11 protein-coding genes and 2 pseudogenes are annotated in these 12763 nt (G+C 66.1%); 7 read left to right on the top strand and 6 right to left on the bottom strand.

What is annotated here, in order from left to right; genetic code table 11:
* Positions 1 to 227: 227 nt before the first annotated feature.
* On the bottom strand, positions 228 to 1190 hold the full coding sequence (locus ACGF7Y_RS21170) for a ferritin-like domain-containing protein (protein WP_393236215.1): 963 nt from the start codon (positions 1188 to 1190) through the stop codon (positions 228 to 230).
* A gap of 512 nt (positions 1191 to 1702) precedes the next feature.
* On the opposite strand from ACGF7Y_RS21170, the pseudogene ACGF7Y_RS21175 reads away from it, so the two are divergent.
* Positions 1703 to 2173: pseudogene (locus ACGF7Y_RS21175) on the top strand (recombinase family protein); the annotation flags it as partial.
* A 170-nt stretch (positions 2174 to 2343) separates the two neighbouring features.
* Positions 2344 to 3891 (top strand): NHL repeat-containing protein, encoded by a 1548-nt coding sequence (locus ACGF7Y_RS21180; protein ID WP_393236217.1) that lies wholly within the window; start codon positions 2344 to 2346, stop codon positions 3889 to 3891.
* 85 nt (positions 3892 to 3976) lie between these two features.
* Here the strand turns inward: ACGF7Y_RS21180 and ACGF7Y_RS21185 are convergent, their stop codons facing one another.
* A complete protein-coding gene (locus ACGF7Y_RS21185; protein ID WP_393236481.1) occupies positions 3977 to 4324 on the bottom strand; it encodes a MerR family transcriptional regulator in 348 nt (115 codons plus the stop codon).
* 463 nt (positions 4325 to 4787) lie between these two features.
* Between ACGF7Y_RS21185 and ACGF7Y_RS21190 the strand changes: the two genes are divergently transcribed.
* The gene (locus ACGF7Y_RS21190; protein WP_393236218.1) at positions 4788 to 5081 is read left to right on the top strand and encodes an ANTAR domain-containing protein; all 294 of its coding nucleotides are present in this window, start codon (positions 4788 to 4790) and stop codon (positions 5079 to 5081) included.
* A 257-nt stretch (positions 5082 to 5338) separates the two neighbouring features.
* Here the strand turns inward: ACGF7Y_RS21190 and ACGF7Y_RS21195 are convergent, their stop codons facing one another.
* Positions 5339 to 5515: a hypothetical protein gene (locus ACGF7Y_RS21195; RefSeq protein ID WP_393236219.1), complete on the bottom strand. Its 177-nt coding sequence runs from the start codon at positions 5513 to 5515 to the stop codon at positions 5339 to 5341.
* A 117-nt stretch (positions 5516 to 5632) separates the two neighbouring features.
* Complete coding sequence (locus ACGF7Y_RS21200; protein WP_393236221.1) at positions 5633 to 6154, bottom strand: hypothetical protein; 522 nt, start codon at positions 6152 to 6154, stop codon at positions 5633 to 5635.
* Positions 6155 to 6308: 154 nt separating this feature from the next.
* Here ACGF7Y_RS21200 and ACGF7Y_RS21205 point away from each other — a divergent pair.
* The 3 genes and pseudogenes from ACGF7Y_RS21205 to ACGF7Y_RS21215 all read left to right on the top strand — a co-directional run bounded on the left by ACGF7Y_RS21205 (position 6309) and on the right by ACGF7Y_RS21215 (position 8409).
* A pseudogene (locus ACGF7Y_RS21205) lies at positions 6309 to 7187 on the top strand (IS5 family transposase).
* Between the two features lie 149 nt (positions 7188 to 7336).
* A complete protein-coding gene (locus ACGF7Y_RS21210; RefSeq protein WP_393236482.1) occupies positions 7337 to 7681 on the top strand; it encodes a transposase in 345 nt (114 codons plus the stop codon).
* A 185-nt stretch (positions 7682 to 7866) separates the two neighbouring features.
* The gene (locus tag ACGF7Y_RS21215; protein ID WP_393236222.1) at positions 7867 to 8409 is read left to right on the top strand and encodes a recombinase family protein; all 543 of its coding nucleotides are present in this window, start codon (positions 7867 to 7869) and stop codon (positions 8407 to 8409) included.
* A gap of 217 nt (positions 8410 to 8626) precedes the next feature.
* Here ACGF7Y_RS21215 and ACGF7Y_RS21220 read toward each other — a convergent pair whose 3' ends face one another.
* Positions 8627 to 9580, bottom strand: a complete 954-nt coding sequence (locus ACGF7Y_RS21220; protein WP_393236224.1) for an NmrA family NAD(P)-binding protein — start codon at positions 9578 to 9580, stop codon at positions 8627 to 8629.
* Positions 9581 to 9714: 134 nt separating this feature from the next.
* Here ACGF7Y_RS21220 and ACGF7Y_RS21225 point away from each other — a divergent pair, with 134 nt between their 5' ends.
* Positions 9715 to 10227 (top strand): helix-turn-helix domain-containing protein, encoded by a 513-nt coding sequence (locus ACGF7Y_RS21225; protein WP_067806026.1) that lies wholly within the window; start codon positions 9715 to 9717, stop codon positions 10225 to 10227.
* Between the two features lie 1271 nt (positions 10228 to 11498).
* On the opposite strand, the gene ACGF7Y_RS21230 is transcribed toward ACGF7Y_RS21225, so the two are convergent.
* A complete protein-coding gene (locus tag ACGF7Y_RS21230) occupies positions 11499 to 12674 on the bottom strand; it encodes a hypothetical protein (protein WP_393236226.1) in 1176 nt (391 codons plus the stop codon).
* Positions 12675 to 12763: the final 89 nt, after the last annotated feature.

A 12763-nucleotide genomic window follows, 5' to 3' on the forward strand; every position in this document is an offset into this window, starting at 1 on the left:
TGATCGACAACATCGCCGCGACCCCCGGCCAGCGCATAAACGCGAGGGCTACGACACGTCGATGCGGCCATGCGGTTCCAATACCCCGCGCCGATTTACACCAGCATGCACCTGCACCTGCACCTGCACCTGCACCGGCGCGGGTGCGGGTGCGGGTGCGGGCACAGGGCGCCGACGCGGGGTTGATTGTTGTGGTGGGCGACGACTTCGCCGCTGCCGGGACCGGCTCAGATGAGGCCGGCGACTTCTTGGGCGATCGCGGCAAGGCGGGTTTGGGCGGCGGAGACCACGCCGTGGCGGTTCTTGTGGGCTTCCTCGTAGGCGACGATCGCCCGGATGTCGGCGGGGTCGGTGAGTTCTTTGACCTCGGCGACGGCTTGGGAGACGTTCAGCTCGTCGTAGTCAGCGACCGGCAGTTCGTGGGGTTCGAGGACGCCGGTGCTGGTGCGGATCGACCGCAGGGCGTCGGCGGCGGTGTCGGCGCCTTCGCGGCGGGTGACCTGCTCGGCGGTCTCCAAGGCGGCGTCGCGGGACGCGGAGAGGGTTTTGACCGCGACATCACCCGCGCGTGCGCCTTGGGCGAGCAGCCCGCCCAGCGCGGGCGGGGTGGCGCGCACGGTGTCCAGTGCCCGGTCCAGGCCACGAGTCGACCAGAAGACCGGGAGGTTGAACAGCTTTACCGCGGTCCCGGTCGCCGCCTGCAAAGGGGTGCGGCGCAGCGCGGCCGGCCCACCGAGGGCGTCCTCGGCCAGGACGGTGGTCAGCCAGTCCACCGTCGCCGAATGCGCGGTGATCAACCGATCCGCCAAGGCCACCACCTTGCGTAGATGGGCGGCGGTGGCCAGGGCTTTGATGTAGCGGGCGCGATCGAGCAGCTGGTGTTCCAGGGCGAGGTCACCCAGCAGGGCCTCGTCGAACGGCTGGGCCTGTTCGGCCATCGCCTTGACCGCCGCGGCGGCGCGTCCGAGGAACGGACCGACCACTTCAGGGACACTGCCCAGATCGCGGATGGCGGTCTCGATGGCCTCGGCACGGGCACGGGCGTTGTCGGCGTTCTCCGACAGCTCCCGGCGCACCGCCTCGGTCCGCGCTTGGGCGATACGGGTTTCGGCGACCTGGATCTCGGTGTTGGTCAAAGCCAGCACAGCGCGCAACTGCGCCAGCAACGTGGTGGTGTCGGGCGTGCTCATGCGAATCTCGTCCCTCCGGTGTGTGACAGCATCGGGTCGGCGCAACGATGCACCACTCCCCGACTACCCACACCTACCGGTCGGTAACACGTCTGCGGTACGGCGGGCGGGCAAGTCGGCAGGAGGCGTGCCGCGCGTCGAATGGAACCGGTCCTGACGGGGTGGCCCTAGCAGTCCGATCGATCTGTATCCAGGATCGATGAACCGTTGAACGATCGGCAGGGGGTGTTCGTGATGTCTTATGGGGGTAGCCGGTGAATGCCCAGTTATTGGGTGTTAGGAGGTGAGACGGTGATGATGTCACCGATGTGGATGCAGTTCGTGGACATGGCGCGCAACGCGTGGAACATGATTTTCCCGAACATGCCCATGATGTGATCCCGCAACAGCGACTGGGCAGACAACACCGTGCTTCGCGGGAATGCTGTCCAGTCGTCGACCATTGGTGGTCACGACATCACTGCCGATCTCACAGGTTTCTCCTCGTTGCGATCAGTCCTTAATCCGCCGCTGAGGCTTCCGGGAAGGACACCGCCCGCCCGCAGCTGGATGAGCTGATCGCGTTCGTGCGTGATGGCGACACTGTGATCGTGCACTCCATGGACCGCCTCGCCCGCAACCTCGATGACCTACGCCGGTTGGTGCGCACCTTGACCGGCAAGGGCGTGCGGGTGGACTTCGTGAAGGAGTCGCTGACCTTCACTGGCGAGGACTCGCCGATGGCGAACCTGTTGCTGAGCGTGATGGGTGCCTTCGCCGAGTTCGAACGCGCCCTCATCCTCGAACGCCAGCGCGAGGGCATCGCCGCTGCCAAGACTCGCGGCGCCTACACCGGCCGCAAACCGGCCCTCACCGCCGAGCAGGCCGCCCAGCTGCGCGCCCGCGCGGCCGCCGGAGTGTCGAAAGCGGCGCTGGCCAAAGAGTTCGGCGTCAGCCGCGAAACCGTCTACAGGTACCTGCGGGTCGGGCCCGCCACGGCCTGACCCACGGTGGCTGCGGCCCGCCGAGCCGCAGCACTAGCCGTCGGGGTGCAACGGATGCGCCTCTACCTCCCCATTCGCCCACGTGGGCCGCGGTGGTGCTGCCACCCTTGGTGAGGTCGCACCGGAGCCGCCGGGCGCGCGAGAGAGGGGTCAGGTCGATGCCGAAAATCATGAGTTTGGGCACCCATCAGGCACTATCGAGTGGCGGTACCCAGGTGGTCGTTTACGGGTCCGGGTTCACGGGTGCAAGTCGCGTCTTCTTCGAAGATGTGAACTATCAGAAGTGGGACGCGCAAAGCTTCACAGTGGACAGCGACAGCCAGATCACCCTGATCAGTCCGGCGACCGGAAAGAGCAGCACGTTTCACGTCTTCGTCGTCGTCAACGGTGAAGAGTCCACGGTTCCCGAGGTGCGCGTCCCCGATCCCAATGGACACGGCATTATCAACAGCTCGGGGCAAATCGTGCACGCCTCGACGACAGGGCCCAGCAACGTTCACCAAATATCCACCCACGAAACGCTGGGTGGCCCGGGCCTGAGCCTGAATCCGTGGGGCCCGTCCTTGGGCTTGGACCTGACCACGCCGGAGGACTTGTTCTACGGCCTGGACCTGCCCGCGCAGTGGGACTCGTCCTACGACCTGGACCCGTCCACGCAGGGGGACTCGTCCTACGACCTGGACCCGTCCACCGTGGACTTCGGTAGAAGTCTGATGGTGACCGTGGCCGGTAACGGCACCGGCGGGTTTTCCGGCGATGGCGGGCCGGCCACGACAGCCATGCTGTTCAACCCGTATGGGGTCGCTGTCGATGCCGCCGGCAACCTCTATGTGGCCGACCTCGGCAACCACCGGATCCGGTGGGTCGATCCCGAGGGGATGATCACCACGGTGGCGGGGACCGGCACCGGCGGGTTCTCCGGGGACGGCGGTCACGCCGCTGTCGCGGCCCTCAAGTATCCGGGTGCGGTGGCCGTTGATGATTCCGCCAATCTCTATATCGCCGACGTGGGCAATTGCCGGATCCGCCGGGTCGATCCGCAGGGGATGATCACCACGGTCGCCGGGACCGGCGACGACGGGTTCTCCGGGGACGGCGGTACGGCCACTGCCGCGGACATCGGTTATCCGGCCGGGGTGGCCGTCGACGGCGCGGGCAATCTCTATTTCTCCGCCAGCAGCCATTGCCGGGTTCGCCGGGTCGATCCGCAGGGGACCATCACCACAGTGGCCGGGACCGGCGCCGCCGGGTTCTCCGGGGACGGCGGTAAGGCCACTGACGCAGAACTCAGGTATCCGGAAGGGGTGGCGGTCGACGGCTACGGCAACCTCTTCATCGCCGACACCGGCAATAGTCGGATTCGCCGAGTCGATCCACAAGGGATCATCACCACGGTCGCGGGTAACGGGGCCTACGGCGATGACGGCGACTCGGGTCCAGCGGTGGCCGCCACCTTGTTCTGTCCGAAAGCCGTCGCCGTCGAACCGTCGGGGAACCTCCATATCGCCGACAGCAACAACAATCGGATACGCCGGGTCGATCGGCGGGGGACCATCACCACGGTCGCCGGCAGCGGAGTCCCCGGCTACTCCGGCGACGACGGCCCCGCGACCTCCGCGACGATGAGCGATCCGAGCGGGATCGCCGTTCACCCGGCCGGTGGTGTTCTCATCGCTGACGGCCCGAACAACCGCATCCGCTGGGCGGTGACCAGATAGACCGAATACTGGGGTGTGAACTACCACGGCGGCGGCAAACGGTGTCGGCCGAACTCGGCGCCCGCCGCCGCCGACGGGTAAGGGTTCAGCTGCCGGGGCCCGGTGCGGGTGGGTCTTGGCGGGAGAGCTCGGCGTTGAGTTCGAGGGCTTCGGTGAGCTGGTCTTCCAGGACGATGATCCGGCACGCCGCCTCCAGCGGTGTCCCGGAGTCGACCAGCGCGCGGGCGCGGGCGGCGATAGGCAGCTGGTAGCGGGAGTAGCGGCGGTGCCCGCCCGGTGAGCGCTGCGGTGTCAGCAGTTCAGCGGCGTCGAGGCCGCGCAGGAAGGCGGGGGTGACGCCGAGGATTTCCGCGGCCCTGCCCCTGCTGTAGGCGGGATAGTCCTCGTCATCGAGCCGGTCCGCGGCAGCACTGGAAGCGTCGTTGGGATCTATGGGGTCGGTGGGGTCTTGTTCGGTTGCTGCACAACACCTCTGGGTCAACGCCGACGGGCCCCGGCGCACAGTGCGCCGGGGCCCGGGATCGAGGGGGTTTGATATCAATTCCAATCGCCGACCCGCAGAGCCGACGTCGAACACCGCGCCCGGCACTTCTTCCCGGGCGCGCAAGGTGTAGGCAACTGCTTCAGCGACCACCTCCCGGATCGACGAATCTGCCTGCGGTAATTTCGTCGTCCCCTCCGGCGGCCCGGCCGACTGCACCGGATTCTCTTCTCCGCCGGAGGGGACGGTAGTTCTTGCTTTCCGGGCAGTTCACCTGCCCCGGCCAACCAGACTCTTCATCTCCAACGACAGTGACTGTATACCGTCCTTCACAGGATGTCTACATCATGGAGTGCAGTTTTTCTCCATGGTGGGTGCGGTGTTCTTCACGCCGGAATCCGGTAGAGGTGGGGATGTGGACATCCAACGAGCCTCGACACCAGACGAAGCCGATCGGTTCGCGTTCGAGGCCGGCCGCACGGTGATCGAGCAAGCCAAAGGCATGCTGATGCTGGTCTACGGGATCGGCGAGCAGCAAGCGTTCGAGCTGCTGCGGTCCTGCTCGCAGCACATCAACGTGCGAGTACGCGAGCTCGCCCAGCGCATCCTCACCGAACTACCGACCGCAGGCGGGCAAGCCGCCAAAGCCCCGCTGCGCGTCGATCTGAACCGGATCCTGTCCGGGCGGTCCCCACAGCCCGACCAGTAGAGCGCACCGGGGATGCTGCACGGTGCTCGCCAAGCCTTGCTTCGATCGATCACCGACCGCATCACCGTGTTGAGAATTGATCAATTATGAACCGTGGCCGGGTCGCTCAATTCGCTGCTTCCCTCAACTAGCTGTTGACGTCGCATCCACGATCGCCTGCTGGGACAGGCCACGAGCCGACGGGGAGGTCATCGGCAGCTGTATGAGATGAGACGTCGTGCAGGTTCGGCTTGACCTCAACCTTGATCGAGGTTCAATTATTGAGGAATGACCATTCTGTTCCACAACACATGCGGATAACCGACGGTCATCTCGAACAGTTCGAGGACTCGGGCGGTGTCGTGAACTCGCGTGTTTCCCTTGCCTTTACCGAGTTCGATCTTCGCTTCGTGGCGCCACCCGTTCGCGCGGGTTTCGCCGCGTTGCTGCGCCATCCCTCGATGGAAGTGGCGGCCACGGGCGCGCGCTTTGCGGGATCGTTCGCTTCGGCGGCGTCTCTCGTCCTCCTCGGACATCCTCGACCGTCCCCCCGCCGCCGCACAGGGTGCCCGCTAGCGTGGGTGCGCTCCCGAATCGCAGTAATCGTCTATGCGGTCGGCGATATCGTCGGTGAAACCTTCACCGTGTTCGATCATCGTCAGCAGCATGTCCACCGGGTTGTCCACCTCGGAGGTGTAGTCGTAGCAGACCGACGGCCCGATCCCGTCGTACACCGGGCTGCCATTGGCGGGCACGTTCACAATCAGTCCGCCAGCGTTGCGGACCAGGTACTCGGTCAGGTAGCAGACGAGTTGGTCAGCGGTAACGGCGTTGTCTTCCAGCGCTTCCCGGGTCGGGAACAGTGCGAACGCACCGTGCTCCACCCATTCGAGCATGTAGGAGGTATAGCGTCCGGCCGGGGGCCGTGGCGGCACGCTCTCACCGGTCGTGAAGTCCTCGGCGACCGGGACCGCGGGGAGGGTTTCGTCGAAGAGTGTGTCGATCTGGGTGTAGCAACGACGCAGGTCGGCCCACTCACCCCACTCAGGAGCGAGTTGAGCTTCTGCGTCATAGACGGATGCGAGATCGGCCATGCCTCATCCCCTCGATACGTTGCTGCCGCGATTGGCTTTGATCGTATCGGTCCCGGTGGTCGTCGACCGCCGAAATCGTCCCTGACCACACCGAGCGCCGCGCCTAGGGTCCGTCCTCAAAGTTGGCGGGGTTGATGTGGTGTGATTCTCGGTTGTGGTGCGTAGGCACGAGTTGACCGAAGAACAGTGGCGGGTGATCGAGCCGCTGCTGCCGGTCTCGGGAGCGAAGGGCCGTCCGCGCGTGGATGACCGGCGGGTGATCAACGGCATGTTGTAAGGCCAAGACCGGGGTGGCGTGGCGGGACCTGCCCGAACGCTACGGGCCGTGGAAAACGGTCTACAACCGGTTCTGGCGGTGGTCGCGCAACGGAACCCTGGGCATGCTCGTGGCGAAGGTGCGTGTGGTCGCCGAGGCTGTCGCCGAACTCGATCGAGAGGTGTCGGTGGATTCAACGATCGTGCGTGCCCACCAGCACTCCGCTGGCGGGGCGTGCGCGTGTGGTTCACGCAGGGGGACAACGGATCCGGCGGCGAACACAGCGAACCAGTTGATCATGCTATCGGTCGTTCCCGTGTCGGGCCGAGCACGAAGATCCATCTGGCCTGCGACGGGCTCGGACGCCCGCTGAGCGGGGTGCTGACCGCGGGCAATGTCAACGACTGCACCATGTTCACCCAGGTACTGGCCGGGATCCGGATGCCACGTCCGGGTCGGGGACGGCCCTGGACGCGGCCGCGGCGGGTGCTGGCCGACAAGGGCTATTCGACTCGCGCGATCCGCGAGCACCTCCGCCGGCGCGGTATCACCGCCACGATCCCCGAACGCAGCGATCAGCAGGCCAACCGTCGTCGCCGGGGCAGTGCTGGTGGTCGCCCACCGACCTTCGACCGGACTGCGTATCGGCGCCGCAATGTCGTTGAACGCTGCTTCAACCGGCTCAAGCAATATCGGGCCATCGCGACCCGATACGACAAGACCGCGACCTCCTACCGAGGCATGCTAGACCTGGCCACCCTGCTCATGTGGCTTTGAGGACGGACCCTAGGGCGTCATTGGCAGGGGATGTGTTCCGTCCGCATCGAGTCTTTCACCTAACCGATGGTGAGATCACCGAGCGCGACGCGCTGGCGCCGGCGCGGCCGCCGACTCGGTGACCGGGTTATGAACCGGCCGACCATGTCATCGGGCGCTCTCGCGAGGGGCTGAGCACCAAGATCCATCTCGCCGCCGACGGCGCCGGTCGCGGCCTGGCCGTGCTGCTTACGCCCGGTCAAACCAACGACTCGCCGCCGCTGCTCGACGCGGTGGTGGTGCCGCGACTGGCCGGTGGGGCGCCGCGACGCAATCCGGAGGTGGTGATCGCCGACCGCGCCTACTCGGCGGCGTCGAACCGGAGTCTGTTGTGCCACAAACGCATCCAGACCGCGATTCCCGAACGCATCACCACGGCTCTGGCTGGGGTCGACGCCCCGGACCGGGGATCCGGAGTCGTTGACCGGCGGATTTCGAGGCCGCGGTCGCGGTGATGCGGGTAGATGTAGGGGACTGCCCCGGCTTTGGTTGACTCGCGGGGTTGATGGGTTCGGGCCGCGAGTGCGGTCTGGTTGATTGTCTCGAACTCGATGGGGGTGAGTTTGCCGAGTCCGCGTTGTCGCCGTTTGCGGTGGTAGGTTCTCTCGATCCAGGTCACGATCGCCAATGGGCAAAAAGGATGACTCCTAGATCGACGCGCTTGCGGCCGCGGGGTTCGAATGGATCTGGGTGGACAAGGCGTCGGGCAAGCTGGCACGCCGCCCGGGAATGGGACAAGTGCTTCGAGCATCTGCGCCGTGGCGACGAGCTGGTCATCACGCGGCTGTCGCGTCCGTTCCGGTCGGTGCGGCACATGACCGAGCTGGCCGCCCAGCTCGATGAGCGTGGCATCGACTTTTTCGTGCTCGAAAAGGGCATCGACACCACGAGGTCGGCCGGGCGGTTCCTGTTCCACGTCATCGCCGCCATGGACGAGAGGACTGCGGACTTGATCAGCGAGGGGACTCTGGAGGGTCTTGAATCGGCCCGCGCCCGCGGGAGGTCTGGAGCTCAGCCACCGGCGCTGACCGAGCTGCAGGTACTCGAGGTGCGGGAGATGTACGACGAACTCGACGTTCGCGGTAAGCGCAGATACACCCTCACTCAGATCGCCGGAACCTTCGGGGTGTCATGCAAAACCAGCTACCGCCACCTCGACCGCGACGAGCACCGTACTGGCTGACCGAGGTGCTCCGGATCGTAGCGAGATCGCGCAGAGCCCACGATCGCGCTGCGATGCCCCCCGCGGCCCGAGCCGCTGACGGCGGCGCGGGCCGCGGGCGACCCCACTGCATCCATCGACCAGCGGTCAGACGGCGGTGTCGAGCAGGGGGCAGCCCCTCCGCGGCGGTCGCACGCCGTTCAACTCTCAGTGCGCACACGCCCGGATCCGATGTGGATCAACGACCGGGGGCCGCAACGAATTGGTGACCGTGTTCGTGGACGAACTCGGCGAACGTCTGCGGCGAACGGCCGATGGCCTCGGCGAGTGCGGTGGTATCGATCGGCGGGGCCGAGGGCAGCTGGGAGAACACCGCGCCGATGGCCGAAATATGCTGCGCCATAGCTGGATTGACGGATGGTTCGGTGCCGTTGTGCGCGAGGGCTTCCAGTTCGCGCTGCCATTGACCGGCAGGGATGGAGGTGTATCGGACCGGTGTTCCCGTTTCTGCTTCGATGAGAGCGGCGATCTCGGCGTGGCTGTGCACGGTCGCCCCCTGCGGGTAGAGCGTGGTGCCGCGAGGGTATCGGACCGGGTCGGTCAGCGCGGCCACGGCGAGATCGGCGGCATCGACACCGCTGATCCACGGCACCGCACCATCGCCGAAACTGTTGGCGAAGCTTCTGGTCTCGCGGATGGATCCGGCGTGCAACAGCACGATGTTCTCGTAGAACAGGGCCTTGATCCGTAAGATCGTCGGTTCCAGTCCCGCCCAGGTAAGCACCTGCTCGGCGGCCCATTGCGCGCGTCCCAGCCCACTGGGGTTGTCGGGGGCCGAGACCGCCATGGACATCACGACCAGTCGCGGCGTGGTCTCGGCGTGCCGGATCGCGGAGGCCAGATTGGCGGCGGCCTGCACGATGCCGGGAGCGACCGGATAGGTGAAATACACGGTGTCCACGTCCCGCACGGCCGCATCCAGCGTCCGGCGATCCAGTAGATCGCCCACGACGATTTGCGCGCCGAGAGCGCGAAGGTGTTGTGCGCGTTCGTCATCAGCGCGGACCAGCACGCGGACCGCGTGGTCATGTTCACGAAGACGCCGCACGACATGTGAGCCGGTGCCGCCGTGTCGTCCGCCCGCACCGATGACCAGCGTGGTGGTTCGGGGGCTGTCGGAGGAGAAAGTCACAAGTGCGCCTTCCGGTCGTTCACCAGGGTGAGATGTGGCAGCTCGTGGTCCGGCTGCGACGCCCACGCTAGAACCAGTAACTACTATTATGCAAGTTACTGTAGGGTCACTGTGGGTGGCGAAAGGATCAGCAGGTGCGGCGAACGAGTTTCCAGGCGATGGGGTGCCCGATTGCGGGCGCTTTGGAGTATGTCGGCGACTGGTGGACGCTGCTGATCGTGCGCGATGCGCTGGACGGGTTCACCAGATTCGACGAGTTCGAACGCAACCTCGGCATCGCCCCGAATATGCTGACCAGGAGATTGCGTACTCTGGTCGAATCCGGGCTGCTCGAACGCAGGCGCTACAGCCAGTCCCCGCCCCGCTACGAGTACGTCATCACCGACAAGGGGCGAGACCTTTCCCCGGTCCTCGTCGCCCTGTACGCCTGGGGCCGCAAACACACGGGATCGGATGCGCCGAGCGTGGTCCTGACCGATCGCGACACCGGGGAGGAGATCATGCCCGGCCTTGTGGACCAGCGCAGCGGGCGCCCTCTCTCGGCCGTCGACCTCGCCTTCCTCGCCGGCCCAGGGGCAGACGGTTTCATGCGTGAACGTCTCGACCCCGAGTTGCGGGCGGCGCGGCGCCGACGCGGCACCAACTAAGCGCACGTCTCCTTTGAAGGTCGTGGTCGGCATCGCCACCGGAGTGCTACTGCTCCCGATCACCCTGGTGGCTGAGCTGGCGGCCGGTGCATTCGGCGTACGCGAGTTCGATCTGCGCTATCCGGTCCAACGGTGATGTCGGCTGCGACATCCCGTCCGGAACCAATCTCTTCGGTCTCACCGTCTACGACCTCTCGATCGACCTGCCTTTCCTGCCTGCCCACCCCACCTTCGGCCTGAGCGGCCCGCACGGCCAGGCCGGTAGCCCACCGATCGACGGCACCCTCACCAACGGTGGCGCCACCTGTACCGGAGGCGGTCGAGGCGCTCTGACCTGTACCTCGAAGGGGGATGCCGGGCGGAAAAGACCGCGCCCTGTCCGGCAGCACCATCGAGGCCTGGACGTTCAAACCGCTGTTGATCTCCCGCTGCAATTCACGACTGCGCAGGTAGTGGCACAGGAAGATCGTCTACTGGACCCGGCAGCGGTGGGGGAGTTGGAGATGTTTTTGACGAGTATGTCGTTGCCGTCGGTGCCGAATGCGTGGATCCCAGGCTGGCCTGCCGTGTGTCTCGGGCTGCTTCTCGGGTCGCATCCTGCGGCCGCTGTGGAGATCGTGTCGAACTGCACCTTGGGCCAGTCGGTTACGTTTTGCGACAGCTCCGTCGGCGACAGCCTCCCGCCTCGCGAACCCGACTTCAGTGGACCCAGCGGCACCAGCGGCAACCCGAGCTCAGCGCATCGCGCCGCGATGTCCGGCGGCGCGCACGCCCTCGCTTGTGCTCCGAATTCGCGCAACCACAGCGCGAGACCGACCATAGGCTCGACGTCCCCACGCGACCCGCTCGCCGCCAACAACACCCGCACGTTCGTCACCGACGATCCATGGCCGGATTCGCACTGATCCACCCGGTGGGAACGAGGTCATCGCTGCCGCTCATACCGCCCATCATCGAGCCGCAATATTCTGCTGGGAGCCCCAGTCGCCCCACCCTTGGGAAGACTCGCTGTACATCACGGTTGATAAACACCCGTCCATCTCCTCGGTCAGGTTCCCCTCGATTACTACTGTGACGCATCGGCGCTCGCTTGAGCCACAGTGAGCTCGGGCCACGCGATCGAGCTGCATACCGAGCGCAGTACCGCGACGGCGAACCGGCCAGCGGCTTAGTTGCTGGCGGGCCAGCGCCATGTGAGGCCGGCGAATTATGTGAGCAGCTGATCTCGCCGCCGCCGCCGACGACCTGGAGGTAGTCCTCGCCACCCCAGCTCACCGGATTCCGAATTCCGTTCTGACTGCGGCGAATAGCGTGTCGACCTCGGGGCCGAAGACCAATGCAGTGGCGTACAGGGTTGTCATAGCGGCATCGAGTGCGTCGGGTTGGTTCGCGTCGGTGATGGTGGGCAGCGCGAAGGAGGGGCGGTGGATTGGGCCCAGATCGAAGGAGCTTGTCGCCGCACCGGCCGAGCCGGGGCCCGTCGTTGCTTCGATGGTGCCCACGTGCTCATCATCTGCCGGACCGAAGTCTTCGTCGTGTAGCCGGGTCATGGCCGAGTCCACGTCGTCGAAGGGAGGCGGTAGCGGTCGGCCGTCCCGCAGCGCCGCCAAGGCGGGTCGCACCCACGGCCGGTCGGTGAGCCCGGCTTTCGTGCAGGCTTGGTTCGCCGCCCAGCGCGCCAGGCGCCGCAACTCGGTATCAGCCATTGCGGCGACGGCCTCGGCGATCGCGCGGTCATGGCGTGCCAACTCTTCCGCGCCCGGGTGATCTTCGAGCCGGGGTATCGGCTCCCCGCCCCAGCGCCGCCGGTCGAAAGCGGCCGCTTGCTGCGGCAGTTCGTTGATGTGCAGGCGGCGAGAGCCTTCATCGTCGACTACGACGACCCATTCCTGCGCGTCGTCGATCGACGCGGTGACGTGCGATAGCGGGACATTATCGGGCACACCGTATCCGGGCATGTCCCACTGCAGGGCTGGTAGCGGTTTACTGCCGTCGTCCGGCCAGAGCCGGATACGCCACACATCGCCGGGTTCGGTCGACCCGGGCCAGCCGTAGTTGATGAATCCGCGGCCGCTGATCTCGATCAGATACTCGCCCTGCGAAACCGGGCAGTCGACTGCGCCGTCGGTCGGCGACGACAGGCACAGTATGCCCTCCGGTCCGACTCGTAACCTCGTCTCACACACCTGCTGCCACTCGGCACGATCGTCGGGCGGCCGCTCCTCCCACACCTGGACCGTCACCGGCATGTGAAAGTTGTTCTGGTGCGGGCTCAATACCACCACCGCGAGCCCGTCGGAGGCGAAAGGATGCGCCGCCAGCGCACGGTCGAGGAGTTCAATTTCCTCGACCGGACTCTCGACACCCCCGTCGATGCGGAACTGTCCGTAATCCATGAACAGATACACGGTTTCCTCGCTGACCGGCTGTCTTGACACGGTGCTCATCGCGTCATCCTGGCACCGAGGCCCACCGCGGCTCGAGGTCGACGTTCCCGGTCAGGGGGAGCCGCATGCCGGACCGAACGCTGCGGACT

The sequence above is a fragment of the Nocardia sp. NPDC047654 genome, from assembly GCF_043205035.1.
In the GTDB taxonomy this organism is placed as follows: domain Bacteria; phylum Actinomycetota; class Actinomycetes; order Mycobacteriales; family Mycobacteriaceae; genus Nocardia.

What these genes read in the sequence shown, in the direction of transcription:
- ACGF7Y_RS21215 (WP_393236222.1), top strand. Translation starts at nt 7,867, where the DNA reads ATGACTCCTAGATCGACGCGCTTGCGGCCGCGGGGTTCGAATGGATCT.
- ACGF7Y_RS21180 (WP_393236217.1), top strand. Translation starts at nt 2,344, where the DNA reads ATGAGTTTGGGCACCCATCAGGCACTATCGAGTGGCGGTACCCAGGTG.
- ACGF7Y_RS21200 (WP_393236221.1), bottom strand. Translation starts at nt 6,154, where the DNA reads ATGGCCGATCTCGCATCCGTCTATGACGCAGAAGCTCAACTCGCTCCT.
- ACGF7Y_RS21170 (WP_393236215.1), bottom strand. Translation starts at nt 1,190, where the DNA reads ATGAGCACGCCCGACACCACCACGTTGCTGGCGCAGTTGCGCGCTGTG.
- ACGF7Y_RS21195 (WP_393236219.1), bottom strand. Translation starts at nt 5,515, where the DNA reads ATGGCGCAGCAACGCGGCGAAACCCGCGCGAACGGGTGGCGCCACGAA.
- ACGF7Y_RS21230 (WP_393236226.1), bottom strand. Translation starts at nt 12,674, where the DNA reads ATGAGCACCGTGTCAAGACAGCCGGTCAGCGAGGAAACCGTGTATCTG.